General features: G+C 39.2%; 29 protein-coding genes, 1 tRNA gene and 1 pseudogene. 14 read left to right on the forward strand and 17 right to left on the reverse strand.

The features are described from left to right. Nucleotides 1–59: 59 nt before the first annotated feature. Nucleotides 60–365: a winged helix-turn-helix domain-containing protein gene (locus tag KN1_RS11290; protein WP_221287726.1), complete on the reverse strand. Its 306-nt coding sequence runs from the start codon at nt 363–365 to the stop codon at nt 60–62. 194 nt (nt 366–559) lie between these two features. Beyond that, entirely contained in the window at nt 560–1,258 is a 699-nt protein-coding gene (locus KN1_RS11295) for a hypothetical protein (protein ID WP_225905673.1), read from the reverse strand. Between the two features lie 38 nt (nt 1,259–1,296). Between KN1_RS11295 and KN1_RS11300 the strand changes: the two genes are divergently transcribed. The 4 genes from KN1_RS11300 to KN1_RS11315 all read left to right on the forward strand — a co-directional run bounded on the left by KN1_RS11300 (nt 1,297) and on the right by KN1_RS11315 (nt 3,768). Beyond that, nucleotides 1,297–1,971 (forward strand): maleate cis-trans isomerase family protein, encoded by a 675-nt coding sequence (locus KN1_RS11300; protein WP_221287727.1) that lies wholly within the window; start codon nt 1,297–1,299, stop codon nt 1,969–1,971. Between the two features lie 136 nt (nt 1,972–2,107). Then, the gene (locus tag KN1_RS11305; protein ID WP_221287729.1) at nt 2,108–2,656 is read left to right on the forward strand and encodes a hypothetical protein; all 549 of its coding nucleotides are present in this window, start codon (nt 2,108–2,110) and stop codon (nt 2,654–2,656) included. Between the two features lie 56 nt (nt 2,657–2,712). Continuing rightward, on the forward strand, nt 2,713–3,150 hold the full coding sequence (locus KN1_RS11310) for a phosphate-starvation-inducible PsiE family protein (RefSeq protein ID WP_221287730.1): 438 nt from the start codon (nt 2,713–2,715) through the stop codon (nt 3,148–3,150). A gap of 87 nt (nt 3,151–3,237) precedes the next feature. Beyond that, entirely contained in the window at nt 3,238–3,768 is a 531-nt protein-coding gene (locus KN1_RS11315; protein ID WP_221287731.1) for a methyltransferase domain-containing protein, read from the forward strand. A 7-nt stretch (nt 3,769–3,775) separates the two neighbouring features. Here KN1_RS11315 and KN1_RS11320 read toward each other — a convergent pair whose 3' ends face one another. The 6 genes from KN1_RS11320 to KN1_RS11345 form a co-directional block, all read right to left on the reverse strand. Beyond that, nucleotides 3,776–4,255 carry a hypothetical protein gene (locus KN1_RS11320; protein WP_221287732.1) on the reverse strand — a complete coding sequence of 160 codons (480 nt, stop codon included), beginning with the start codon at nt 4,253–4,255 and terminating at the stop codon, nt 3,776–3,778. 2 nt (nt 4,256–4,257) lie between these two features. After that, nucleotides 4,258–4,578 carry a hypothetical protein gene (locus tag KN1_RS11325; protein WP_221287733.1) on the reverse strand — a complete coding sequence of 107 codons (321 nt, stop codon included), beginning with the start codon at nt 4,576–4,578 and terminating at the stop codon, nt 4,258–4,260. 619 nt (nt 4,579–5,197) lie between these two features. Then, nucleotides 5,198–5,596, reverse strand: coding sequence for a hypothetical protein (locus tag KN1_RS11330; protein WP_221287734.1), 399 nt, complete (start codon nt 5,594–5,596; stop codon nt 5,198–5,200). A gap of 35 nt (nt 5,597–5,631) precedes the next feature. Beyond that, complete coding sequence (locus KN1_RS11335) at nt 5,632–6,066, reverse strand: hypothetical protein (RefSeq protein WP_221287740.1); 435 nt, start codon at nt 6,064–6,066, stop codon at nt 5,632–5,634. Between the two features lie 33 nt (nt 6,067–6,099). Beyond that, a complete protein-coding gene (locus KN1_RS11340; protein ID WP_221287741.1) occupies nt 6,100–6,291 on the reverse strand; it encodes a hypothetical protein in 192 nt (63 codons plus the stop codon). A 113-nt stretch (nt 6,292–6,404) separates the two neighbouring features. Continuing rightward, nucleotides 6,405–7,388 carry a Rieske 2Fe-2S domain-containing protein gene (locus KN1_RS11345; RefSeq protein ID WP_221287742.1) on the reverse strand — a complete coding sequence of 328 codons (984 nt, stop codon included), beginning with the start codon at nt 7,386–7,388 and terminating at the stop codon, nt 6,405–6,407. 312 nt (nt 7,389–7,700) lie between these two features. On the opposite strand from KN1_RS11345, the gene soxA reads away from it, so the two are divergent. From soxA to soxC, 3 genes are read left to right on the forward strand one after another with little or no spacing between them, the layout of a single operon-like run. After that, entirely contained in the window at nt 7,701–8,165 is a 465-nt protein-coding gene (gene soxA / locus KN1_RS11350) for a proton pump complex quinol oxidase subunit SoxA (protein WP_221287743.1), read from the forward strand. A gap of 48 nt (nt 8,166–8,213) precedes the next feature. Then, complete coding sequence (locus KN1_RS11355; RefSeq protein WP_221290723.1) at nt 8,214–9,737, forward strand: cbb3-type cytochrome c oxidase subunit I; 1,524 nt, start codon at nt 8,214–8,216, stop codon at nt 9,735–9,737. Continuing rightward, entirely contained in the window at nt 9,730–11,397 is a 1,668-nt protein-coding gene (soxC, locus tag KN1_RS11360; RefSeq protein WP_221287744.1) for a proton pump complex cytochrome B SoxC, read from the forward strand. The genes KN1_RS11355 and soxC overlap by 8 nt, the downstream gene beginning before the upstream one ends. Before the next feature lie 46 nt (nt 11,398–11,443). Here soxC and KN1_RS11365 read toward each other — a convergent pair whose 3' ends face one another. After that, on the reverse strand, nt 11,444–12,058 hold the full coding sequence (locus KN1_RS11365; protein ID WP_221287745.1) for a hypothetical protein: 615 nt from the start codon (nt 12,056–12,058) through the stop codon (nt 11,444–11,446). 265 nt (nt 12,059–12,323) lie between these two features. Here KN1_RS11365 and KN1_RS11370 point away from each other — a divergent pair, with 265 nt between their 5' ends. After that, complete coding sequence (locus tag KN1_RS11370; RefSeq protein ID WP_221287746.1) at nt 12,324–13,217, forward strand: DUF929 domain-containing protein; 894 nt, start codon at nt 12,324–12,326, stop codon at nt 13,215–13,217. Here KN1_RS11370 and KN1_RS11375 read toward each other — a convergent pair. Beyond that, nucleotides 13,212–14,441 carry a hypothetical protein gene (locus tag KN1_RS11375; protein WP_221287747.1) on the reverse strand — a complete coding sequence of 410 codons (1,230 nt, stop codon included), beginning with the start codon at nt 14,439–14,441 and terminating at the stop codon, nt 13,212–13,214. The two genes, KN1_RS11370 and KN1_RS11375, sit on opposite strands and share 6 nt — an antisense overlap. A gap of 41 nt (nt 14,442–14,482) precedes the next feature. Further along, nucleotides 14,483–15,043 carry a DUF1404 domain-containing protein gene (locus KN1_RS11380; RefSeq protein WP_221287749.1) on the reverse strand — a complete coding sequence of 187 codons (561 nt, stop codon included), beginning with the start codon at nt 15,041–15,043 and terminating at the stop codon, nt 14,483–14,485. 61 nt (nt 15,044–15,104) lie between these two features. Here KN1_RS11380 and KN1_RS11385 point away from each other — a divergent pair, with 61 nt between their 5' ends. After that, the gene (locus tag KN1_RS11385) at nt 15,105–16,187 is read left to right on the forward strand and encodes a glucose 1-dehydrogenase (RefSeq protein ID WP_221287751.1); all 1,083 of its coding nucleotides are present in this window, start codon (nt 15,105–15,107) and stop codon (nt 16,185–16,187) included. Here KN1_RS11385 and KN1_RS11390 read toward each other — a convergent pair. Beyond that, the gene (locus tag KN1_RS11390) at nt 16,174–17,013 is read right to left on the reverse strand and encodes a fumarylacetoacetate hydrolase family protein (protein ID WP_221287752.1); all 840 of its coding nucleotides are present in this window, start codon (nt 17,011–17,013) and stop codon (nt 16,174–16,176) included. The two genes, KN1_RS11385 and KN1_RS11390, sit on opposite strands and share 14 nt — an antisense overlap. Before the next feature lie 31 nt (nt 17,014–17,044). Here KN1_RS11390 and KN1_RS11395 point away from each other — a divergent pair, with 31 nt between their 5' ends. Next, complete coding sequence (locus KN1_RS11395; protein ID WP_225905674.1) at nt 17,045–18,157, forward strand: ABC transporter ATP-binding protein; 1,113 nt, start codon at nt 17,045–17,047, stop codon at nt 18,155–18,157. Here the strand turns inward: KN1_RS11395 and KN1_RS11400 are convergent. Next, the gene (locus tag KN1_RS11400) at nt 18,096–18,755 is read right to left on the reverse strand and encodes a hypothetical protein (RefSeq protein WP_225905675.1); all 660 of its coding nucleotides are present in this window, start codon (nt 18,753–18,755) and stop codon (nt 18,096–18,098) included. The genes KN1_RS11395 and KN1_RS11400 overlap by 62 nt on opposite strands. Before the next feature lie 322 nt (nt 18,756–19,077). Here KN1_RS11400 and KN1_RS15125 point away from each other — a divergent pair. After that, nucleotides 19,078–19,131 (forward strand): annotated as a pseudogene (locus KN1_RS15125) (hypothetical protein); the annotation flags it as partial. Nucleotides 19,132–19,159: 28 nt separating this feature from the next. Here KN1_RS15125 and KN1_RS11410 read toward each other — a convergent pair. From KN1_RS11410 to KN1_RS11425, 4 genes are all read right to left on the reverse strand, one after another. Next, nucleotides 19,160–19,250, reverse strand: a tRNA-Gly gene (locus tag KN1_RS11410). Between the two features lie 448 nt (nt 19,251–19,698). After that, a complete protein-coding gene (locus KN1_RS11415) occupies nt 19,699–20,277 on the reverse strand; it encodes a DUF3800 domain-containing protein (RefSeq protein WP_221287754.1) in 579 nt (192 codons plus the stop codon). A 548-nt stretch (nt 20,278–20,825) separates the two neighbouring features. Then, entirely contained in the window at nt 20,826–21,173 is a 348-nt protein-coding gene (locus KN1_RS11420) for a hypothetical protein (protein WP_221287755.1), read from the reverse strand. 4 nt (nt 21,174–21,177) lie between these two features. Next, entirely contained in the window at nt 21,178–21,696 is a 519-nt protein-coding gene (locus tag KN1_RS11425) for a TRASH domain-containing protein (protein WP_221287756.1), read from the reverse strand. A gap of 149 nt (nt 21,697–21,845) precedes the next feature. Here KN1_RS11425 and KN1_RS11430 point away from each other — a divergent pair, with 149 nt between their 5' ends. From KN1_RS11430 to KN1_RS11440, 3 genes are read left to right on the forward strand one after another with little or no spacing between them, the layout of a single operon-like run. Further along, a complete protein-coding gene (locus KN1_RS11430; RefSeq protein WP_221287758.1) occupies nt 21,846–22,010 on the forward strand; it encodes a YHS domain-containing protein in 165 nt (54 codons plus the stop codon). Beyond that, a complete protein-coding gene (locus KN1_RS11435) occupies nt 22,011–24,215 on the forward strand; it encodes a heavy metal translocating P-type ATPase (RefSeq protein WP_221287760.1) in 2,205 nt (734 codons plus the stop codon). A 43-nt stretch (nt 24,216–24,258) separates the two neighbouring features. Further along, the gene (locus KN1_RS11440) at nt 24,259–24,510 is read left to right on the forward strand and encodes a hypothetical protein (RefSeq protein ID WP_221287762.1); all 252 of its coding nucleotides are present in this window, start codon (nt 24,259–24,261) and stop codon (nt 24,508–24,510) included. Nucleotides 24,511–24,646: the final 136 nt, after the last annotated feature.

A 24,646-nucleotide genomic window follows, 5' to 3' on the forward strand; every position in this document is an offset into this window, starting at 1 on the left:
ACTTAGGAAAGGAAAAATAAAAAGAATGATTAAAACACCTTTGAGATTAAAAACGGGGCTTAGTCTTCTCCGTATATATCCTTAATCTGAGACGTTACCTTATCTAGTGCTGTCTTCTTTTCCTTATATTCCTTTAGTAGCTCTAGTAACTTCTTACCTTTTTCGGTGAGGTAATACAGACCGTCTTTTTGAGATATTAAATCTTTCTCTACTAGTCTGTTTATGTAGTTATTTGTTAGTTCATAGCTTAGATTTGCCTTATACATTAGCCAAGTCTTCTTTGCACCGTTCTCGCACTGTGATAATATATCATGTATTATTTCATACCTTGTCCTCTTTTTTCTACCCATTACAGTTTCTGTCATCAATATGTAACTGGATAAGAAACTTAAAAATTTTACTTCTATTTTGTTGGTGTAATGATTGTAATATCAGAGATACTAACCCACTCTCAATCTCGTTATATACAAAAATACTACGTGAGAGGTCTCTTTGATACTAAAGTTTTACTATGAATTACATTCAAAATTTGTCAAAATATATTAGATAATATGTACAACTATTCATATTTTTTTCTGAAGTTATCAAACAGAGACCATGAGGCATAAGAAGCAGATTTAACCGAACTTAGAGTAGGGAATAGATCCCATTCTACCTCTCCATGAGCAAGTAAATTCCTGACATTCACCGATAACCTGTAAGTCAAACTCAGTTTCTGGTCCATATACCTTTCAGCCCAAGCTAATAGAGAACCTTGAGAGAAAGGGAAAACCTCACCGTTGACCTTCACCTTATATTTACTCCAGCCCTTTCTCCTTATATATAGTTTGAGGCGACGGTAGTCCAACCCCTTAACCTTTACTTTTTTCTCTTTATACTTTATGGTCACCCCTTTTGACAAATACTCTGAGTAAAGTGTACGTAAGCTCATCTCTAACATTAGGTAAATCTCTAATGTAGCTACCTCGTTTATCCCTAATGTGACCAGTTTTATTGCATCACTCTGGATTTTTCTCACTTTATCTGGTAAATCTTCTCTAATCTCTCCTTCCCCGAGGATGGCATAAGGGATATTAGCGAGAAAAACGCCCACAGCATCTTCCTTGTTCTCTACCTTAATCTTCTCCTCTCTTAAAATTACATACCCGTCCTTATACCGTACTTCTTTAAGTACTTCCTTTAATAATTCTAGATCCCCCTCCTTCTGGTACTGAAAGAACGACTTTATTTCCTTTAATATCATTTTTCTTACGTTCAACAACTACTTTAAAATACAAGTAGCTTTTAAGTATTAAAATGCCAGGCGGAAGAGGGAGGATAGGACTCATTTTACCTGCAAATAACGCAGCTATGGAATACGACATGTGGAAAATGGCACCAGAAGGAGTAACAATCCATTCGACGAGGATGAAACCTACGAAAGGGTGTGAGCCTGACAACGTAGAGGAGTTCGAAAGAGAGCTTAAGTACGTCTACTCCCTACTAGAGGAAGTATCAGACGTCATAGTCTACGGGAGGACTTACGGTACACATAGACATGTAGACGTTATAAGGAAGGTAATAAGGAAGGAAGTAGTGATCCCAGAAGAAGAAGTCTACAACTTATTAAGAGAATTAAAAGTAAAGAAAATCTGGGTAGGAACACCGTATATAAAGGAGAGAACTTTGGAAGAGGTAGAGTTTTGGAGGTCTAAGGGGTTCGAGGTAGTCGGTTATGACGGGTTAGGAAAGGTAAAAGGTGTTGATATTTCTAATACTCCAATATTTACTATTTACAGGCTTGTAAAGAGAAACCTCGATAAGGTAATTAACGCTGACGCTATTTACATCGCATGTACAGCACTATCTACCTATGAGGCAGTAACATACTTACACGAGGACTTAGGAATACCGGTAATTTCTGAAAATACTGCTACCATGTGGGGGACATTAAGAAAATTGAAAATTAAAAACAGGGTTCCGGGGTTTTGATTATCAGGGAATTTAAGTTAATAATTCAGCTAATAATAAATCAACTAGGTGTTACATAGAGATTTTTAAGTTCCTTTAATCTAATTGAATTAATGATAATAACGTTTATATACAAGAAACTAAATTATTAAATTAAATGTTAAACTCTGTTAAACTCACATTTAATTCGCCTAGATCTGAGATAATGAAGATCTTTACAGACCCATTTAGACTGAGCGGTATTATTTCTCATTTCGTAATCTTACAAGTCTATGATACTGCAAGTGAAACTTTCGTAAGTCCAGGCAAAGTAACATTAGAAAAATTACCTAATTATTATAAAGTCCTTTACGTTTTTGGGACACCAGATACTGGAATAAGGACACTTTTAGGGACTTTAAAGGGACCTGAAATAATAATGGGGGGAGTAGAATATAAGGGTAAAGACGTAGATAACACGTTTGAGTTGACCATGCAGTTCTTATCCCAAGAACTGAGCAACAAAACAGTGATTACGATAAATGCTAATTTAATATATAATCCTTCTCTAAAACATAAGATCTTTGGAAAAGAGATAAGAGAATTAAAGAAAGAATTTGACTTCCCGAACCATATAATAAAAGACCACATAGTCCCGTACCTAAACCTGACCTTTAAACTTGAAGAAACGTTATACGAAGAAGAGAAGGGAGAAGAAGAAAGTTAAACCCCTAGCTTAGCTTTTTTAGTCTACACGACAAAGGTAAAAGTCGGACTTATGAATTGAAGGCAGAAAAAAAGAATATAAAAAAGCGATTTAGTCTCAATTTACCAGAAGAAAAAATAGTGATGTATGTAGCCAAGATAGTTGAAATCATCCTACTGTTAGCCATAGCAATTGTAATTGCATATACTGTGGTCGACATATTCCTCCTAATACCAACAGGGCTTCTTAGTGAGATCTTTGGGTTAGTAGGTAACGCGTTTTTAGTAGTTGTCTTATTAGAGCTATTCCAAAGCATTGTAGATTTCGGTAGAGGAAGAGGGAGGAGTGTAATTTACGTCATGGACGCTACTATGAGCTTTGTACTTAGAGAAATTATTATAGACCTGATAAACGGTATAAATAGCATAACAGACCTAGTGTACTTATCCTCTATTACACTAATAATCGCTGTTAGTAGGTTCCTGATCTCTTTCAGGCTAAGGAGAAAACGCTAAAGATTTTCCTCTTTCTTCTATATTTGATTCATATCAATTTAATTAGATTAAAAAGCTTTAATTTAATCCTTATAAATTATTAGAAATATGATAGATGTAAATGACTTCCAGCCCGTTTTAAGGATGGGCATAACTGTTGATGAGGAAGCATATATAGCAAGAAAATTAGCGCCCGTGGTAGACAAAGTAGAAGACAGAGTTTTAGATATAGCACCTAGTAATTGTTTAATCCCCATCTATCTCTCCGTTGAACTGGGGAAAGAAATCCTAGCTGTAGATGACTGGAAGTATTTTAAGAGAGAAGACGCTGAAAAGTTAATAAAAAAATATAACGCTAACGTTAAACTTTTCGACGGGTTACCCAAGATCCCCTTTGGTAACGAGAGTTTTTACTTTATCTATAGTGTAATGTACTTCTACAACTTAAAGAGGGATATCATGAAAATAGTAGTATCTGAGATAAGGAGGATACTTAAAACACACGGGCAAGTACTCATAGTAGACCCAATAATGACCAGAGGAAAGATCAGAAAAGAAATGGAAGAGCAAAAGTTTAAACTTATAGAATACACGGAAAATAACGCGCTGTCATTTAGTAAATGGGAAAAAACAGAATGAGTACCTTTCACTCAAGTCTGTAGTTGAACTTGGACTTTGAAGATGCAAGCAAGACTATCCCCACTAACAGCATACCTATAGGTATATAATATCTTGGTTCAGGTGTTATACTATTAAAGTAAGGTATGTAGTTAATTAAGGGAGTTACGTCTATTATAAATATGAGTATTGATAAAATCGTAAAGAACAACCCCGCAATTAGCGTTGAAAAGGAGTAAGTGTACTTAACGAACAGTTCATGCCAGTCCACCTCTTTAGTCTTTACAATATATGCCCCATTTTTCATAAAAGTTAGAGAGTAATCCTTACCGATCATTGCAAACCCATTCATGTGCCCAAATCCTAGTTCATGTGCTTCTTCATTCCCTTTTTTCACGTTGAACTTAATTACCTCCGCCCATTCTTCTGGGTTTTCGACATTTTTACTTTCGATTACGTTCCCTTGATCATCTAATTTTATATGCCCGACATAACCTTTTATCCCCATCTTTACCCCTCTCCGCTACTACTAATTGCATGTTTAATCACGTAATCCCAATTAGTTTCCCTAGCTCTAACGAAGTAAACTAAGTCTCTAACCACCACGACCCCGATATCGTCAATTATCATAGCATATCCCAAAAGGGGGTCTAATAATTTCAACTTCTTTGCCTCTTGTTGACCTATCTCCATATTTTCTACTAAAATCTTAGCTAATTTACCCAAGTCTACTCTGATCATATCCATCCCATAAACCTTCTCTAAGTGATCGTCTTTTAACCGATAAACGGCTAACAGACCGGGTATTTTTTGGAATGTAACTTGCGACATTAATGAATATTTTGATTTTAGGCTTTAAAAAGATATCTTTGAAATTAGTCTAATATTATTAAAAAAGATAGCTTATGTTTTTAAAAAGGATATTTATTATAAAGTTATTTTTTAAGTTTTAAACAAAAACTTGTTTTCGAACCTTAAATTTTTCTTATTAGATGTAAAACCTCATCGATTTTATTGTAGATACTAGGTAGCATTTTACGTAGAACCTTTATATCCGACATATTTTACTAAATGGATGTCTGACGCTCTATACTTTCCGATTCGAGCCTTGAACCCCCAACTATCCAATGCCGAGATGAAGTTAAAGTATTAAGGTAAGGATTTAGGATAACGCTTAACTGCCACGGTTTTTCCGATTAGTGCTGACCGGATTTAGGCGGTGTATTATACCTTAATCTCATTAACTTTCCTAAATTCGACTAAAAATTTACGATCCGAAGGAAAAAATTCGTAGACTAAATATATAGAAGCTGAGGAGAAGGAAATACCTTATCTCCTATTTCTCTATCTACTCTACTCTAATTTATATCTCAGAAACATGAGAGACATAATTAAGATAAATAATATTTAAAATTTAAAAAAGAATTTAACTTTTTTGTTTTCCTCATCATTATATAGACCTAAAAAGGAACCCTGTTGTACTGAAGAAAGACCCTACAAAACTTAAAGCCATAATATATGAGTAAAGTGGGTCTAAAGTGGAATAGAATAACAGGCCTCCAGCTGCTGCCATCCCAATAAATATTATGTTAGCCGTAGAAAGATAGAATAGCACCTTGTCCTTGCTTAATGTACCTAACGCAAAGAGAGCAACTCCCAAGAAAGCGGTAAGCATTGCAAAACTAATATGAAGGGACAGTAACGCTGACTGGTATGCATTAGTTAATGGGAACTTATCGTACAAGAGAGTAGCAAGACCGAAACTGAAGAGAAAAATTAAGGATAAAAGTTCTGAGCCTGCAAATACAGTTAAAGCCCTCGATTTTTGATAAAGCGCCATACTTATCATTATTATGTTAATAATTAATAGTTAAAAAAGTTTGGTTAAATACTCACGTAATGTATCGCTCTCTGAATTACATCTACTGTGATAGCTGAAGACGTGAACAATACACCTAAAAACCCTAACCCCATCATCAAAGCGTAAGACGGGTCTACATACCCACCGAAATAAAATAGGCCTTCAAAAGCCGCAAATATGCAGAACAAGACGTTTAATAGCCCTAACGCTTTTAGTTTTAGATTATTTCCACGCATAGCAGACCCTAAGACAAAAAAGCTTAAAATTACTACTATAGCGGCACCGTAGATATGTGCTGTAATTGCGTCACCCACAAGTCCGAGGTTAAATATCGGTATTGCCATACCTGCACTGTAAAGGACTATTAATACTACTAATTGAAATAAAGTAGGCATTAGGATATAATTTTCAGCATACATCAAATCTATAGTTTTATTTATAAAATTTGTCGCACTCATCAAAAAATACTTTACAAGTGAAATTAAAAAATTTTACCTTAGCTTCCTGAATAGGTATAAAAACAAGAGGCTGGCGAAGAGCATGTAGAAACTAGCAGCCACTATTGTAGTCAGTTCAGTCCCTATCACGTTTTCTGTAAGGTAATTAAACGGTATTGATAAGAATACGAAAAATATGAGGCCCAGAGACGCTAAAAATATATATAATATCGATTTCTCTTTCATTTCACTTCACCGGTGCCGTTTCCCATATAATGTTATAAGCAATGAACAGTGCCATAGCTATAGTACCACCGAAAATCAGACCGAGTATGAAGAGGCCCAATTTAGTCATGTTTTCACCCCGACTGCTGGAAGGGATTCCCAAAACTGGTCAAAATCCTTGTATAACAGTTAGTGGGAGTCTGTCCCTTTTGAACCAATAATTTACTACACCCGGTGCTCTCATCATAACTGGACAGAGTAGCGAAACCAGACAGATCACTGCTCCTACCTAAGATTACGGGTGCATGTAAGTTCATACCAACAGCGTATAAATAGTCGGTGTTGGGATCCCAATAAAGTTGGACGTAAGGAAGGGGTCTGACCGTAGGACCAGTAACTACAGCGGCACCCTTATAGGGGTCGTAAGTAGACCCGTGGCAGTCACAATGGATCACACCGTATTTAATACCTTGAGAGATGATGATGTTGTATACATCGGAGGGTATAAAATCAGGGAAAGGCCCGTTAGGTTTGACTAGGTCGGGAGGATAGTAGTGTATCTCCGGAGGTATACAGCCTAAGTGTTGACATATTGCACTAAACGCTACTATAGAGTTATTTGGCCCTACTCCCCCCGGAAAAGTATAAGTAGCTCCAGTCTCTGGGATCGTGACAGTAGTAGAGGGGACTTTCACCGGGTTCCCGTTTTCATCACCAATGTTTAACAGGAAAGTTATATCACCTTGCATAGGGTACTGGAATACTAAAATAGCGGGATTATTTACCGGCAATTTAGAAGCCTGAATAGGGTTCCCGTCAGAATCCGTTATTATCATCCACGGAAAGTCCTTAAGTGTTATCTCTGGCTGATTAAGGTAACCTAAAACCGGTAAAACGGAAACTACTGCTAGCGCTCCTATCCCTACTAGTAGTCCCTTTAAAAATAGTCTCCTTTCAGGGTTTAAAGGACCTACATTGTCTTCGGCATACTTAAATAGGTAGTCCCTCCCTTTCTTTACAAACTCCTTCTCATCAAACTTGGTTGGGGGGTTCCTCATTTTATACACGAGGCGGTGTAAAAATATTAGGTCATCTCTCTTGAGGGCAAATGGTTTCATTTCTTTTCACAAATTTAGTTATAGTTGAAATCTTTAAATTTTTATTTTATATCTTTTCTAGCTCACAAAATTAATCTTCTTTGTAATTAAAACTTAAACATAGTTTAATGTTATTTTCAATTAGATAGATTAAAGTATGTTAAGTTTGAATTCATAATGCTAAATTATTTTATTTATATAAACTAAGTTTCAAAAATAAATAAATCACAGAAAAAGTTAAATATAATGATAATTACAGTGAATTTTAGGTGAACGAGTATAGCACTAATTGATAAAATAAAACACGAGGCAGAAGCTGTCTGGTTTATTGTAATGCTAGCCATTATTCTAGGCTATTTTTCATGGGAAATAGTCCAAATACAGACCGGTGCTAACGTAAGTTTTAGATACGGTCTACCCTTGTATTCAGGGATGCCTAAACAAGCCCAAGAAGCCGTTTCGTATTTTGAGTCCCACCCACCGTCTAACCACACGTCTGAAGTCATTAACGGCATATTAGTAGTTAACATGACAATATACCAGTATTACTACTCACCTAACGTAATCAAGGCTCAACCTAACCAGCAAGTAGTCCTAATATTAAACTCCCCCCAAGTCATAACCGGAATATACTTACGGCTCCCTAACGGTGTAATTAACGTAAACGCAGTACCAGGGATCCCGAGTTATGCATACTTTGTGTCCCCCAGTTCTCAGGGGAACTATACTTGGTATGAGCCCGAATACGCGGGCTATGCGTTTTCTACGAATATGACCGGGACATTAGAGGTGGTCTAGTTGGCTTATAATTTATCTAAGCAAATAATTGGAAATTTAAAGAAAGATATGTCTATGTTTTTAAGTAAATTTAAGAGTGTTGCGTTACCAAAAGATACCTTAGGAGTAGTCTGGCTATTCACTCTCGGTGCGATAGGTTGGCTAGTAATAGTGGGAACCGCAGCTATGAACATGAGGACTTACCTTGTATTTCCCAGTAATTCTGCAGGTATAGGGCCCACATACTACCTAGCCCTGACACTACACGGATGGAGTGCAATGCTCGGAGTAGTTCCCGATGCTGCATTTGCTGTAATAGCATTCGCTATGTATAAAAGTGGTCTATCTGTAGTGAACACTAAGAAGATAGCTTATCTGTTCTGGGCGTCGAATTTAGGCTTATTGTTAGCGTTACTAGGAGGACCCGATATGGGCTGGTATATGTATCCGCCATTAGCTATAGAAGAAAATAGTACCTTTAAGGCATTCCTCATCTACCAGTCCCCCTTACTAATAGGTCTCGCTTATATTGCCTTAGCTGTAAACTCTATTGGGGAGACTATAATCCCTATTATTTTACTGGCTGATGCTTACGCAACAAAGCCCAAGAACCAGAAACTGAACATTTTCGCAGCATACGGTGTAGCTTTTGCGGCTATAATAGCCCTTACAATGCCTGCATTATCAGCAGCGGAGATCTGGTATGCGTTGCACTTTTTAGCTGGTGTTCAAGTAGACCCGCTCCTCTGGTTAATACTGTTCTGGTTCTACGGACACCCGGTAGTCTATTATGTACCGTTCCCTCTATTTGGAGCATTATATTATTATATACCTAAGGCCGCTGGTAGGGCATTGTACAGCGAGAAATGGGCTAGATGGAACATATACCTTTTGGCTATAGGTTCGATGTTAATTTGGGTGCACCACTTACAGACTTTTCCACTGCCAGTAGTCCTGAGGCTGTGGGCTAACTTCGCCACTTTAGTCTTAGCTGCTGGTTCCGGGTTGACCGTTTTAAACCTAGGCCTTACAATTCTCTTATCAAACGGTTATAACTACAGAGACCCCATAGGAATGTCGTTCTTAATAGCTTTAATAGGGTTTATACTAGGCGGAGTACAGGCATTACCTCAGCCTTTCAATATAGTAAACCCAATCATACATAATACGTATTATATAGTAGGGCACTTCCACTTAATAATTTGGACGTTAATACTAGTTGGCTTTACGGGTGTATTCCTAGACCTATTAAAGTCCAGTTCCACGGGATTCGACTACTCAAAGACCGCCTCAAGGTTAATAACTGCAGGGCTTTTACTCTGGACTATACCGTTCATGACTATAGGGTACCTAATGTCAGTAGAAGGATATCTAGGGATGATCAGGAGGGTTATAGCTTATCCTGCCATGTTCGAGCCCTTTAACCTCGCCATTTCCCTGCTTGCAGAGATCGGGATCCCCGGTCTTGTATTAGCAATTTCTACTGCTATTGGTGATTACATTACGAGGGGAGTTACTACTGGAGGTGTATCTATATCTGCATCCACCTCTATATCAATGAACGTAAGTAAGGAGGTGAAATTGGATGGCTGAAAAGGAGAAAGGTATAGTGGAAGACGTATTAGAAAGAGTTGGAGTTAAAGAAGTACCTTTCTTCAAGACCCCAGACTACATGTATAACCCGTCCTACTGGCTCGGTGCGATGGTAGCTGGTGCATTCGTCTACACTGTCATCACCGGACTACTGCTTTTGCTTTATTACCAACCATCATACGCTTATCAGTCCACAATGAATATCATCTATCACGTACCCTACGGGCCAGTACTCCTCTTTAGCCACCTATACGGGGCCTACATTATGATTATCCTAGCATATATCCATATGTTCAGAAACTTCTACGCAGGGGCGTATAAGAAGCCTAGAGAATTACAATGGGTAACCGGTGTCTTATTACTACTACTGACTTTAGGTGCCTCGTTTTTCGGTTACAGCCTTGTGAGTGACGTGTTAGGTGTCAATGCTGTAGACATAGGGAGTGAGTTAATGGTAGGGACAGGCTTCCCCGGTGCGACTGTAATTGTGAATTGGTTATTTGGGCCTGGTGCTCTAGCATCAATATCAAGCAGCCCGTTAACTAGGGCGGAATTATTTGACAGACTTTTAGGCTGGCACATAATCCTTGTATTCCTGATAGGTGCGTTATTCGGTTTCCACTTCATGCTCTCAGAAAGATACGGCATGACACCTTCTAAAAAGGAGAAACCAAAGGTACCAGCATATTATACTAAAGAGGAGTGGAGTAAGTTCAATGAATGGTGGCCAAGAAATGTAGTGTATATGATGTCCATTGTGCTCACGACATGGGGGATAATATTATTCGTACCCAACCTCTTAGCCAATATCAACGGACTACCTATAGTCATAAACCCCTACCCAGCACCTCAGGCCGGGACGCCTCAAGCAGCAGGTGTCCAGCCCTATCCGCCTTGGTTCTTCTTGTTCTTGTACAAGTTCGTAGACTTTGAACTACCTAACGGACAGCCCCTAACTCCTGCAATGGTAATAGCCGTATTGGTGTTCTTATTACTAATAGTAATGTTACTACCGTTTTATGAAAATAGTCAATGGATGTACTTGAGGAATAGGAAGTTCTGGGTATGGGTTATGACTTTAGCGTGGATATACCTAGTAGAGCTTAGCTTATGGGGATACTATCAACCTGGAGTTCCAGCTCCTTTCACGGAACAAGTAGAGTTATTGGGACCACCAGCAGTAATTGTAGGCTTAATAATATTATTCTGGGGTAGGGGTAAGGAGAATAGAGATAAGGGAGTGTCACTGAACTTCATGAAAACCGTTAAAATGACACCTTACACAGTTCTGATAGGTTCGGTGGCAGGACTAGCTTTCGCAGGGAGCCTAGTTAACTTCTTTGAAGAACCGGCTATAGTTAACTTAATAGCCCTATTCCCTCTAGGTATATTTACGTTTATATGGACCTACAAGTTAGGTAGAGCTATAATAAGAGGAGAGGGTACGGCTACTTCGATGGCAGGAGGGTATAAGAGAAAAGATATAGCATTTGTTGGAATAGTTGCAATTTTAGTTATTGTTGCGATACTTGCAGGTGTTATGTGGACTCTGCCTTCAGTAGGTCCGCAAGCAACATACGCTGGTATGGATCTAGGCGTGATCCTGATCTTGTTTGGTGGTGCATTACAGCTATACCACTATATAATATATGTAAAGTGAAGAAAAGATTTTTTCTCGGTTTCTTTTTTTTTTAATCCCTCTAAAATTATTCCAGATATAAAATCTTAGGAAGGGATTCTCTGAACCAGCCTACTTTTTCTGGATCCAAAAACCTTATCTTGTTATCAAACGGAAATACGAATGTCGCCTTAAAAATACCTTTTTCATAAACCAAGTCTATAATGTCGTCCTCAACGGTAGACAGCTGATTATCAGGAACCATATTTACCACCAATATCTTTTGTCCGTCATTCCACATCTTAGCATACTCTATTATTTCCTCTAACTTATTTAACTCCGTAAGAAAGACGTTAACGTTATTAGACGTAATTATATTCTGGAATTTTATAGCCTCATGTTCTGGACTAATCTTAGTTAACATGTCTGAAATTAGGATATTCCATATCGTATTATCATACCCTCTTTTGAGTTTAGATTGGTCAATTATTAAGTTCCCATGTGAATACAAAAACTGGTTCAGGTCAAAATAATAAATTATTTCAAATTCGTCGTCAACAAAAGTCCCTACCGTATGAAAGGGGTCGAGCTCCTCAATAAGAAAGGGGATATCAAGAGATTTTAAGTAATAAGCAGTGAGAACTGTAAACACAGATTTTCCTACTTTGCTGGAAGCACTCAAGAACCTGAGTCGCTTTTTCATATACTTACAAGTTGTAGCTTACCAAAAAAAGTATTTGGGTTTAAATAAAAAAATTCTTAAATTACATTTAAATAATACTCTACTTATTTCTTATTTTTATTACGATAGATAAGTAAAGTATAAAACTCTATTCTTGCAGAAGAGATAAGACATTCAGAAAAGGTAACTAGATAGATAGAACAAGGTACAAGTTCTAGTCTTGGAGTTAGGAACAAGATCTGTTTTAGGAAAAACTTTTAGTAATCATAACCGTAGATAAAAACTAATGGCTAAAACTAAAAAGACTAAGAAAGAGAGTAAACTGATCTATGTCCCATTTATAATATTTATCGCTGTCTTAGCCTTAATATTAGTACTACCTTCTATAAAAAGTCCCTTTGCCCAGCCTTCAAGTTCACTGCCTTTCATGCACTTCCAAAAAGTATCTAACCAAGACTACGCTTCATCACCGAACACTGTAGACGTATACTTTATATCTTGGGAAGGGTGCCCCTATGGCGCTACCCAGTCATGGCCTCTATACTTGGCCCTGAGCCATTACGGCACTATTAACGCTACACCAACATGGTCTGACCCCGAACCTTTACCTACACCTAGTTCAAACCCACCTACCTCGCCTCCCATGCCAGTACCCAGTCTACTATTCAATTCTTTCACCCCTAACGGTAGCGTCCACTTCCACTTCTTCTATATGATCGGTAGGATGTTTACTAACAACAACAGTATCAGTTTGCCAAACGGGACTATAATACCGTACTCTGGAAATTCAATAGTGACCCTTGAACAGCAAGAACTCCAGAAAGACGTACCTAGCTGGGTGTATAACTTGATAGCTAAATACGAGTTAAATACACCGTTCGGGCAATTCCCTAACCTAGCTGATGCTGGGAACCCGCCACATATAGCTACAGCCTTAATAATAACCGGCCCTAAGGGTACGTGGATGATAATTGGTTACGACCAGTCTGTGGGTTACGCTGCAGCCTATTACCTCGCTACATCTGGCTTCACGCCGCAAGAACTTTACTCTAACGTAACCAAAGGGCAGTTACCTAATGTGACTTCAGCGTCTTTTAGCCAAATACAAGCCGTTAGTTATATACAAGACGAGGAGAATGTTATACTAAATATAATAAACCAAGCGATGGGTACCTCATAATAAGAACTCCCTGAACCAGTTCCTTATTACCCTATTCCATAAGCTAACTTTTTCTTTTAACTCACAATCCGTACATAGCGTAACGTCCTGTCCCTTAGTCTTATAGTACCAGAACGAGATAGGGTCAACAACGTTTATTGCCTCTTTACTCACGGCCCGTACGAGCTGGATATCATATATTAAGTTTTCTAGTTCAAAGACCTCTTTAACGAATTTGGCCCCTATACCCTTTGATATTACACTATTCACAAAGTTACTTACAAGCCTGTCAAAAGCTTGATAGTCCACCGTGAAGTCCCTTTCTGTTACAATAAATGATGAAAACAAATAGGAATTTATGGTAAACTTTCCGTTCTCATGGTATTCCAGCAAGTCGTATCCGCCAAGCCTTATAAACTGTTGCCCGTCATGAACAAAATACCCGACATAAAGTCCGTTTTTCCTGTTCTTAGAATAATCGAGGAACTCGAGGGGTATAGGTTTAAGCCCGCCCTTTGAGTTAGAAGTAAAGAACTTCCCGTTTCTCTTAGGCATTTTCCTCCCTAAGAACTCACCTTCACCGATCTCTCCCATATCTACGAACATGGCTGTGAAGAAAGTAAGCTCGTTAAGGGAAGAAAAGGGGTTACCCTTTTGTAGGTCAAACTTCACCGTACTTAGCACGTAGTTAAGTACCTGGAGGTCAGGGTTTATAGGTGTCAAATTTTCTCCTTCAACATGCGACATAGTTTTAACTATTTTATCAAAGGAGATGAGTGACAGGTTTTGGGGGACAAAAGAGACTAACTTACCTTCTTTAGTGAGCAGGGGTAAAACATCAAACTCATTGGGTAATGCCTTCATCTGCTCTATGAGGAGTTTAATGTCTTCCTTTTGTGGCTTAGCTACTTTAGTTTTCTCCCTCTTGACTTCCCTCTGTCTTGCCTCCCTCTTCTCCACACAGTCAGGAAAAGAAACAGAGTTGGCTAAATTAAGTTCGTCCACCTGCGTCTGTAAGTAGCTTGATAAGTTATTTATTAAGTCTATGACTGCCCTGTGGACTGTAGGTTTGTCAAAGGTCTCCCTGAACTTCTTAACTTCCTCATTTTTACAGACGTAGGCTACAATATTATACTCGTCTTGTTTATCTATCATTATTGGTACATTATCTAGAGTGGTAACCACGACTATTGACCCCGGTTGGGTATGCTCTAATAAGTAGGCTAGGAGCTCATAGGCTTTCATTTTACCCTTCTATTCTATCATAGAACAGCAATTAATACGTTTTAGCCAAAGATATTGAGGTTCTGAAACCCCTTAAACACCAGATATCCCAAAACAAATGTCATCGCTATGACCATGACATAGCCCGTTAAAGGCTCTTGACTCAGTGTATAGGGAGATGGAGGTATAGTATAAAAAGGATAAGAGATAATTAAGACGACGGCTAAAGTAGTGTCACCTATCATCCATAAGACAAGGAGGAGAAGTTTTTCTATTAACCTCATATTCCTTACCCCTATTCCCAGCAATGCACCACCTAAAAACAAAGATAGTTCGTCCAGAGCCCGGAAGGGTACCTCTGCCCCACCCAAAACGAATAGCTGAGGCAAATGCCATACTACTACTAGAACCGCCCCTAGGTAACCTAGGAGTGACAACCTGATATTTTTCCCCCAGTAATAATAACCTACCAATGCACCTGCAAACACTAGGGCATAATGGGACGCCATAAATACTGGTTCTTCACTAAACATAAGCTCTTCCACTATAGGGTTAATAAAGGCTAAAGTAAGTATTATTGAGACTATGAGAGGCCTTTTATCTCCTATCTGTAATTTCTTCATAAGTTTAATTTTTGAAAGAGTAAATAAAAGACTTTTTTACTCGGATTAGAAAAAGGATAGTATGAAGGCTATAACTATAAAGCCTAATAATATAGGAGTTGAGGTAAAAGACGTTGAAATAAGAGAACAGTTAAGAAAAGGGCAAGCGTTGATCAAGACTGTTATGACCGGTATATGCGGCACGGATAGGGGTATAGTAAGCGGAAAAATCTCTTTCGCATATCCCCCAGAAGGTTATACTTACCTAGTTCTAGGTCATGAAGGACTAGGGAGAGTGGAAGAGACGGGCGAAGACGTAAATGAACTAAAAAAAGGAGATTATGTAGTCCCCGTAGTTAGGAGAGGGTGCGGGGAATGTCTAAACTGTAAGATAGGAAGACAGGACTTTTGTGAAACCGGAAAGTTTGTAGAAGCGGGAATAAGGGGAAAACACGGTTTTATGAGAGAGGAATTCGTAGACGACGAAAAATACCTTGTTAAGGTCCCAGAAGAAGTAAGGGACGTGGCGGTATTAACAGAACCCCTGTCAAACGTCGTTAAGGCCATAGACGAACTCCTTTTCCTACAGAGAAGAATGATCTGGACTTGTGAGGATTCGACACTTGAATGTAGAAACGCTTATATAGTAGGTACTGGCCCAATAGGTACATTTTTTGCGATGGTACTAAGGACTCTAGGTCTTCAAGTTTTCATGCTTAATAGGAGAGAACCGAGCGATATAGAGGCCTATATTTCCGAAAAAATCGGTGCGACTTTTTATGATACCAGAAAAGGACTTGAAGGACTACCTGAAGCTGACCTAATAGTAGACACTAGTGGAGTCCCAGAGGCCTTTATCCCTTTAATGAAAAAGTTAAAACACAACTCAGCTCTAGTTCTATTCGGGACTGTAGAAGGAGAAAAAGCTGAGTTTGTATCGGATTTAGTTACAGAAATAGTAGAGAAAAATATACTAATAATGGGTAGTGTAAATGCCAGTAAAAAGGACTTCCAAGGTGCACTTAATTACCTTTCCATTTGGAAATATAGGTATGGTGACGTCCTAACGAGGATGATAACGAGGGTTGTAAGCATAGAAGAAGCTCCGAATGTCCTTACTAAGAAGGTGAAGGGTGAGGTAAAGACGGTCATTAAATGGTCTTGACGTAATTCCTGAGAACTCCTATACCTTTCACTTCTACCTCGACTACGTCCCCTTCTTGTAAGTACTTTTTACCGCTAAATTCAGCAACACCCGCAGGAGTCCCAGTGGTTATTATATCCCCGGGTTCAAGTGTAATACCTTTACTTAGGTACGAGATCATATCCTCTACCGAAAAGACCATGTCCTTTGTAACACCGTTTTGAACTAGGACTCCGTTTACCCTAGTCTTTATCTCTAGCGAGTAAAAATCGACTTCGTCTTTAGTCACTATCCAAGGGCCTACGGGTAGACCGGTATCGAGACCTTTCCCCATGACCCAGTTTAACCCGTATGGGTGGACTTCAGGGAATTGGTAGTCCCTAAAACTTACGTCATTAACTACAGTGAACCCGAACACGTAATCCATAGCCTCGCCCCTGCTCACGTTCTTAGCCCTCTTACCTATCACAACCCCTATTTCCCCTTCGTAGTCAGTCCTTTTCAATTCCTTAGGTATTAGTATGTAATCCTCATTCCCTATAATAGCATTATTGAACTTTGTGAAGAAATAAGGAAAAGGGGGAGGAGCCATAGAAGTCTCTGATGAGTGGGACCTAAAGTTCACCGCAGGTAAAAATACCTTTCGCGGGTTAACGGGAGGGAGGAGCTTTTTTACCATAACCTCCTTTAGCGGAAGGTCCTTAACGACATCGAACGCACTTATTACTTTGTTAATATCTGAAAATACGCAATCGAGTCCCTCTTTATCAAACTCAAGGAATTTGTCCTCTTCATATACTACTACGACTTTTCTGCCGTCTTCCGTTAGGGCAAACCCTAATCTCATGCTTATTAAAACGACTTTAGCAATTAAATTTGTGCTTATCATTAATGACCAAATAGAAGTTAGAGATGACGAAAGAGTTGTCCTCTTAGGGAAGAACGGTATAGGTAAGACTACTCTCATCAGGAGGGCCCTATGTTTAGGGGAACCGATTAAGGTAACGGTAGATGGGGAAGACTTCTGCAAGAAAAAGGACTACTCTTTGCTCTCCGCAGTTTTTCAGGAACCCTCTACACAGATCCTAGGGCTGACTTGTGAAGAAGAATTGAAATTACAGTCTTTGTTCCATGACGTAGACTTCAACGTCCCTAAAAGGATAATGGGTGAATTCTTCAATGTCAATTTTTACAGACTATCCGATGGGTATAAAAAGAGGTTCGTAATATCTACCGTGCTAGCTTCTAGGCCTAAGCACGTTATGCTTGATGAGCCCTTTGCTAACCTCGATAAGTACTCAATAGGGCTCGTAAAAGAGGTCATACCTAAAGGGAGTTTAACCACGGAACATAGAGTTAGGGAAGTGAGGGAATGGGGAGATAGGTTTTACCTCCTTACAAAGGACGGTGCTAGGGAAATAGACAAGGTTATGTTATATGACGAAAAATTCCTGATAGAAAAAGGTTTAAGGGGGTTTAAACTAAAGCCTATCCAGACCACTTTTGGGAAATTAATATTTGAACACGAATGGATTAAAGTTAGAGAAGGAGAAGTGTTCTGTATTATAGGCAGAAACGGGGCTGGAAAGACTACTACTCTCAAAGGCCTTGTAGGAAAAGTGTACTTAATATTCCAGAACCCAGATTTACAGTTCTTCAACCCTACTGTTAGAGACGAGGTAAAGGACGACGAGGCAATCAAACTTTTTAGGCTCCAAGATATTGCAGATAAAAGTCCTTTCTCTCTAAGTTACGGGCAGAAAATGAGAGTCTTGATAGCTACAGCATTCGCTTCTCCGTATAAGGTAATAGGGTTGGACGAGCCCAGTGTAGGAATGGACGGAGAAGCCCTCCTGAGCTTTTATGAGATGATCAAAGCCCTTAAGGAACAAGGAAGGGGTATAATAATCGCTACTCATGATGAAGACCTCATATCGATATGTGATACTGTGGTAGATTTAGAGGAAAGAAAACACTTAGTAAGAGTATAATTACGCTTACTAGCGTAAAGGCCAAGTCTAAGCTTGAAGGAGCAATAGTTATATGCCCCCTATATTTACCGTAGAGCTTTATCGTATATGCTACGTATAGGTCCTCTGCTATTTTCACAGTCTGTACAACGAAAGGTAAAAGGAGCTTCGAAGGCTTAAACCCTATCTTCCTAGCTCTGGCATTAAATACTATCTGACTCATTACCTCGTTAAATAAGGGGAAGTAAGCGAGCCCGACCACTAACGGGACTCCCTTTTCGCCCAATAAGTTTAAGACCGTGTGATAGTCAACATAATCTGACATCAAAAAGTACAAGTTTATATAAGTTAAAGCCCTGAGAGTAAAGACGTATAGGTAGAGTTTTTGGAACTCAAATAGGAGGACAAAGGAAGTAAGCGATATCAGGAGTTCGAGAAGGACTATATTACGTCTCCTAAATAATAGACCAAGAGTTACCGCTAAAGGGACTATTGATACAGACAGAGTAGTAGATAAAGCTATGACCAAAATAGAGATCAAGGAATAAAGGAATGATACCTTACCTTTTATAACGGCAGTATCGGGAATTTTGCCTATTATAATTTCACCTATACTCAACTAGTCACGATATAATTTATTATTGCTAGTGGAAGGACTACATTAGCACTCCGAGCAAGGCCCGTCCTGATAGCTGGGGAAAACCCAGTAGTAAATTGTTTATTGTCTTTTCTAACTAGGTGTACTTACCCCCTCCCCCATGATAAAAATTAACTGTTAATGCTCATAAGTCGGTTATTAAAACTAAGGTCGAGTGATAAAAATAATAATGAGAGACCGGAAGCCCCGTTATAAATATGGCGATATAATTATACGTGAGAGGAAAGGGCGGTAATATGTCTATAAGTTGGAAACGGTGGACGGTAACTTAAAGGAAACTTACGTGGGTCCCTTAATTGACGTAGTCGAATTATATCTAAAATTGAAAGATAATAATGGAGGTATTAGAGGGATATCCATCAATATGCGGCCGCCGGGATTTGAACCCGGGACCTCCTGCGTCTCCTGCGAGCTCGTGGCAGGCAGGCGTCCTAATCCAGGCTAGACTACGGCCGCACTGATAATTATGTAAGTTACTCACTTTTAAAAAATTATCGGGATATAAGGGGTTAGAATTCAGCTTCCATCATAAGGAGTACTTAAATTAAAGGTGACTTACTTTAACCTTCCAGAAAGACATATAAAGCTACTAAGGAGATTATATACCCCTTGGCGGAGAAATCCAACGTGCTCTAATACCATTAAGTGAATAAAACAAGCGGGACTAGGAGATATGCAGAGTTGTGAGGGGACATAATAAGGGAACCTGATAATTACCCGATTGGAGCGGCTCTCCCACACAGCCTACGTTTTAAACCAATACCAAGATTAAAAAGCTTTAGCCCAACTTAAAAAGCGAGGCTTCTAGTCAGCTTTGTCAAGTTATGTACATTACTCGCTGTTTAGGTGGATATGAAAAGTATATAATAAGTCTAGCACTTTACCCGCTATTTAATATAGTATGTTACTTCTCCATATCGTTACGGGTTATTTCATTCTCTCTTTCCTCTACCGTTTTGACTATCTTAGGTTTTAAAAGGAGGAAATAAGACTCATCTCTTCTCTCGTAGTATTGGAATGATGCTGATGCAAAGTAATCGCTTACTTGCAGGCCCGGTGTGTTCTTTAAGAACTTTACACATACCGGTACATATAGATACTCTGCTAGTTTAGCCTCTAACTTATCCCTCAAGGTAGCTTCTAATCTCTTATTGTTTATGAAGCTATCTATAACTAGTATCAATTTCTCTTTAGGTTCTATAACTTTCACTAACTTCTCAATTACCCTACACCTATCCACATAACCGGCCTTTTCAATGACGTAGATTACTGCCTTTAGATCCATCTTGTTTATCCACGAGATAAATACGTTCCTTATAACACCGCTATCATTTTTAAAGTGGAACGCTCCTACCTTAGCCTCGTTGACTGCCCTTCGATGTTTTTCTAAAATATCGTTTTCCCGCCTCACCACTACGCCGGCTACAACAAAATACTTACTACTTATACCTGTGTCACCGCTTTCATCGATAAATACCAGCACATAGTAAATAACTGAGAGGGACAAAATAACGCTTCGGGATCACTGTCGCCGGGAATCCTCCCGACAACTCCCCCATCACATTACACTTGTCTTTCCGGGATCACTGTCGCCGGGAATCCTCCCGACAACTCCCCCATCACGTGTAAATTCTTATGTAGCGTGACTTTTAACCTTAACTACTTAATTTTTCGCTTTGCATCAACGCCAAAGAGAAGTAGTTAAGGTTTCCCAATAAGACGCTAGAGGCTTTGCTATTAATAGCCTTTCGGGTATACGTAGGATAAAAACGGACGCTATTAGCGTTTGTCGAATCAGCGCTTTTTAAAGTTACTTTACGGTTTGTGAATAAACGTAACCTTTAAGGTTTACAAAGAACTATAGTTAGTATTTTAAGCAGACCCTTGGGGTCTAGGAGGAGAAGACCCTTTCCTAAAAGGGCTTTTGCATAATTTTAGATGTAATATTGGTAATATTAAACTCTTAAAGTAGGTGAATGTTATGAAAAGTTACTAAATTTTCTTCTTCTCTTCTTTTTTATATCGATATACTCACTTAGTGACCTCCGTAACGTACTTATCGATAATCTGTTGTGCTATCCTATCCAGTTCAGACTCACCGACAAAAGGAACCAGCATATCCTCTTTATGTAAGTAGTAAGCGAACTTCACGCTCTCATTCTTGTTTCTCATAAATAAATCTAGAATATCATTCCTCTCGCATTCTAGCTTCAGCCCTAAAGTCCTAAGGTGCTCTGCCCCCTCATATATTAATTCGCCAAGCCTTATGACCACCTTATCCGATATTAAAACCTCGATGACCCTCTTGTTATACCTGTCAAAATAGACCTTCCTAAATACTCTACCTTCTGATGTAAAACCCGTAAGGATTAGCTCCATATTTTTAATTAAGGCTTTTACTACTTAACTTCTTTTTCAACTCTTTCTCACACGTCTTACAACAAGTATAGTACACTTTTTTACCCACTTTGAAGGTAAAAGGCTCGCCCCTTATTTCCCCACCGCAATAATCGCAATAGAGCTCGCCCCTTATAATCCTTACAGTATTCATCTTGCTTGTAGCAATAAAATAGTCCTCTTTATCTTGGATTCTTGATAAAACTTTCTCTATGTCGTGTAAATTACCTTCAACTAAAGATAAATACTTACCGTCTATCAACTTATAACAGCCTATATTAGCTTGGATACACTCCTTAGAAATAATAAAAGCTACGAGCTTACCCTCTTCCTGATAGTCTATAGTGAACTTTATTCCCTTCCCTTTCAAGGACTTAATGACTTTGGCTACTGTAGCCCTACTAACTCCTAATTCTTTAGCGATACTACTAGCGCTCCTCCTCCCGTCTTCTCTTAGCATCTGAAGGACTTTATACTCTAGTTGAGATAACCTAACGTCCTCCATAATTGTATATTAAGTCACGATTAATAATATACTTTGTTTACATTAAACGTTAATATAAAGCAACTTTTTTACTAAGTGTAGAGGTCTATTGAAAATAAATTTACATTGTGAACGTTGGGTAAAAAAGTGAGAAAATATAATATAATATTATGTCTCAAACGTGTCCGGTCTGTGGGATGGAAGTAGAAGAGACGTCTCCTTTCAAGACCATGTATAAAGGGACTATGTATTATTTTTGTAGTAACGGGTGTAAGAAAGCGTTCGAGAAAGACCCAGAGAAATATCTTAGGGAAGGACCGAAAGGGATGCCCTGAATGGGGCTCAGGATAAAAAAAGAAGAAGAGCTGAAAATAGTAGGGATGCATTGCTCAACGTGCGCGTCAACAGTATCTAAAGCAATAAAGGGAGTCCAGGGTGTTGAAGACGTAAACGTCAATCTGGCATCGGGAGAAGCAAAAATAGTAGTTCAAGACAAGAGAAAGTTGAAAGATATTATAAACGCTGTAAGGAAGGCTGGATATGACGTCATAACCCAAAAGTTCAATATCATAGTAGAAGTTAGCGAAGAAGAGATACTAAAGGTCAAAGAAATTACGGAAGGAATTGATGGGGTCATAAGTGTAAGGGCAGGGAGAGATAACCTCTTGGTAGAAGTAAACCCGATGACGACATCCCCCGAGACCGTTATAGAAGAGCTCAAAAAAAGAGGATATAAAGTTAAGGTCTCGAACCTTAAACAAAGCAGAAAATCCGACTTTAAAGACCTCTTAACCAGACTAGTAATTTCCTCAATTTTCACCTCACTAGTGTTACTGTTCCCCTCACCTGTTTTACAACTGATCTTCTCGCTCCCGGTTCAGTTCTACTCCGGGCTAAGGTTCCACAAAGGTATGATCAGGGCATTTAGGAATAAAACTACTAATATGGACGTCTTGGTTTCCCTTTCCTCGAACATAGCATGGTTTTACAGCCTCTTCTCCTTTAACAACCCATTCTTTTCAGCGTCATCTCTACTCATCACCTTTATCCTCTTAGGAAAAACCCTTGAAGCTTACCTAAAGGAGAGGGCGAGCGAACATATAGTGTCACTCCTTAACGTTAAAGCCAGAAAAGTCACCGAAAAAGGGGAAATAGAAGTTAACGCTTCGGACCTAAAACCCGGTGATATAGTAACCGTAAAGAGCGGTGAGGTGATCCCCGCTGACGGAGTCGTTGACGATGGAGAAGGGTATGTAGATGAGTCCATATACACTGGTGAAGCAGTACCCACAAGAAAGAAGAAAGGAGACCCAGTAGTAGGGGGGTCAGTCCTCAATTCAGGTTTCCTGAGGGTTTATGTGACGAGGACTGGAGAGAGGACTTATCTATTCCAGGTGGTCGAGGCGGTCAGGGAAGCGGAAGCGATAAGGTTGCCTATACAACAGCTGGTGGATAAGATTTCGGAGGTTTTTGTGCCGACAATAATCGCGGTATCTATAACTGCATTCCTCACCTGGTTTTACATTTTACATTTTCCCCTATCTTTTTCCGTGTTAATTGCTGTGGCAGTCCTTGCTTCAGCTTGTCCTTGTGGGTTCGGGCTCGCGACTCCTATGGCAATCATCGTAGGACTTAGAAAACTACTGAAAAAGGGTATTGTAGTCAGGCACGGTGAAGCATTAGAAAAGCTAAAGGAAGTAGAAGCATTTGTGTTTGATAAGACCGGGACTATAACTAAAGGAGTAATCAAGGTGTCAAGATACGAAGGAGAGGTGGAGCTAGCCTCGTCTCTTGAGAAGCTCAGTAACCACCCAGTAGCTCGAGCTATAGCTACACTAGGGAAAGAGAGGCATGACGTAAGAGAGTTCACCGAATTTAAAGGCGAAGGAGTATACGGCAAAGTAGATGGAAAAGACGTAATTGTGGGAAAGAGGGAATTTGTTATGAAAAACTGTGAGGGAGATGGAAAAGACGCTGACGTGCTTGTATGTGTAAACGGAAGGATAAGTGGGTATATCTGGCTGGAGGACGAAATTAAAGAAGAAGCGGTAAAGGTAGTGAGTTTTCTTAAGGAGCAGGGCTATGAAGTTATAGTGGCAACAGGAGACTCAAGCAACTTCGCTGACCGCGTAGGTGAAACCCTAGGAGTTAAAGTCCATAAGGGGCTCTCACCAGATGATAAAGTAGAGCTCATTAGGAGCCTAAGTAAAAGAGTGGCTTTTGTCGGCGATGGGGTTAACGATGCTATGGCCCTCAAAGAGGCTTATGTAGGGATAGCTCTCTCTACGGGCACTGAAATCGCCAAATACGCTGGGGATATAATAATCCCGTCTCTAGAAGTAATCCCATCGCTATTGAAACAGAGTAAGAGGACTGTAAGAAAGATAAAGGAAAACATAGCGTGGGCTTTAGCATATAATTCCGTCCTAGTGCCTATAGCTTCCGGAATGTTATACCCGTTCTATCTACCTCCAGAATACGCAGCACTCGCTATGTCAATGAATAGTGTAAGTATAGTACTGTGGAGTTTTGTCCAGTGAACGACTGTTACGAATAAATACTCTGAAAACATAATACTTTTTAATGGAAAAAGCAATTGAAGAGGGTTTTAAGAAGTTCTCGGAGTTAGTTGAAAAACCGGGCCTTTTCGTAGATGACGATGGTGCTTACTTTTTGATCGGAATAGGGATTCCTAACTGTAAAAATAATTCAAAAATAGTAGATGAAGTACTTAATGAGATCTATAAATATACTGAGGAAATAAACGTTACTATTTTAATTGTCCCAGAGAGCGTATATCCTGAAGTTACGTCAAAGCTAAGAAGGCTGAAGTGATGATTTTTAGGGGAGCCTGAGAGGTGAAGACGCGGTTACTCGCTGACTACCCTTACTTAGGTCATAAACCATAACAGACACACATCTGGACTAACACAGCTATAACTTAAGTGCGATAAATTCTGTAAGCTACTCG

This window comes from Stygiolobus caldivivus, from assembly GCF_019704315.1.
Classification (GTDB): Archaea; Thermoproteota; Thermoprotei_A; order Sulfolobales; family Sulfolobaceae; genus Stygiolobus; species Stygiolobus caldivivus.

Coding starts and splice junctions, on each gene's coding strand:
- KN1_RS11290 (WP_221287726.1), bottom strand. CDS start 365: ATGACAGAAACTGTAATGGGTAGAAAAAAGAGGACAAGGTATGAAATA.
- KN1_RS11300 (WP_221287727.1), top strand. CDS start 1,297: ATGCCAGGCGGAAGAGGGAGGATAGGACTCATTTTACCTGCAAATAAC.
- KN1_RS11305 (WP_221287729.1), top strand. CDS start 2,108: ATGTTAAACTCTGTTAAACTCACATTTAATTCGCCTAGATCTGAGATA.
- KN1_RS11315 (WP_221287731.1), top strand. CDS start 3,238: ATGATAGATGTAAATGACTTCCAGCCCGTTTTAAGGATGGGCATAACT.
- KN1_RS11320 (WP_221287732.1), bottom strand. CDS start 4,255: ATGGGGATAAAAGGTTATGTCGGGCATATAAAATTAGATGATCAAGGG.
- KN1_RS11325 (WP_221287733.1), bottom strand. CDS start 4,578: ATGTCGCAAGTTACATTCCAAAAAATACCCGGTCTGTTAGCCGTTTAT.
- KN1_RS11330 (WP_221287734.1), bottom strand. CDS start 5,596: ATGATAAGTATGGCGCTTTATCAAAAATCGAGGGCTTTAACTGTATTT.
- KN1_RS11335 (WP_221287740.1), bottom strand. CDS start 6,066: ATGAGTGCGACAAATTTTATAAATAAAACTATAGATTTGATGTATGCT.
- KN1_RS11340 (WP_221287741.1), bottom strand. CDS start 6,291: ATGAAAGAGAAATCGATATTATATATATTTTTAGCGTCTCTGGGCCTC.
- KN1_RS11345 (WP_221287742.1), bottom strand. CDS start 7,388: ATGAAACCATTTGCCCTCAAGAGAGATGACCTAATATTTTTACACCGC.
- soxA (WP_221287743.1), top strand. CDS start 7,701: ATGCTAGCCATTATTCTAGGCTATTTTTCATGGGAAATAGTCCAAATA.
- KN1_RS11355 (WP_221290723.1), top strand. CDS start 8,214: ATGTCTATGTTTTTAAGTAAATTTAAGAGTGTTGCGTTACCAAAAGAT.
- soxC (WP_221287744.1), top strand. CDS start 9,730: ATGGCTGAAAAGGAGAAAGGTATAGTGGAAGACGTATTAGAAAGAGTT.
- KN1_RS11365 (WP_221287745.1), bottom strand. CDS start 12,058: ATGAAAAAGCGACTCAGGTTCTTGAGTGCTTCCAGCAAAGTAGGAAAA.
- KN1_RS11370 (WP_221287746.1), top strand. CDS start 12,324: ATGGCTAAAACTAAAAAGACTAAGAAAGAGAGTAAACTGATCTATGTC.
- KN1_RS11375 (WP_221287747.1), bottom strand. CDS start 14,441: ATGAAAGCCTATGAGCTCCTAGCCTACTTATTAGAGCATACCCAACCG.
- KN1_RS11380 (WP_221287749.1), bottom strand. CDS start 15,043: ATGAAGAAATTACAGATAGGAGATAAAAGGCCTCTCATAGTCTCAATA.
- KN1_RS11385 (WP_221287751.1), top strand. CDS start 15,105: ATGAAGGCTATAACTATAAAGCCTAATAATATAGGAGTTGAGGTAAAA.
- KN1_RS11390 (WP_221287752.1), bottom strand. CDS start 17,013: ATGAGATTAGGGTTTGCCCTAACGGAAGACGGCAGAAAAGTCGTAGTA.
- KN1_RS11420 (WP_221287755.1), bottom strand. CDS start 21,173: ATGGAGCTAATCCTTACGGGTTTTACATCAGAAGGTAGAGTATTTAGG.
- KN1_RS11425 (WP_221287756.1), bottom strand. CDS start 21,696: ATGGAGGACGTTAGGTTATCTCAACTAGAGTATAAAGTCCTTCAGATG.
- KN1_RS11430 (WP_221287758.1), top strand. CDS start 21,846: ATGTCTCAAACGTGTCCGGTCTGTGGGATGGAAGTAGAAGAGACGTCT.
- KN1_RS11435 (WP_221287760.1), top strand. CDS start 22,011: ATGGGGCTCAGGATAAAAAAAGAAGAAGAGCTGAAAATAGTAGGGATG.
- KN1_RS11440 (WP_221287762.1), top strand. CDS start 24,259: ATGGAAAAAGCAATTGAAGAGGGTTTTAAGAAGTTCTCGGAGTTAGTT.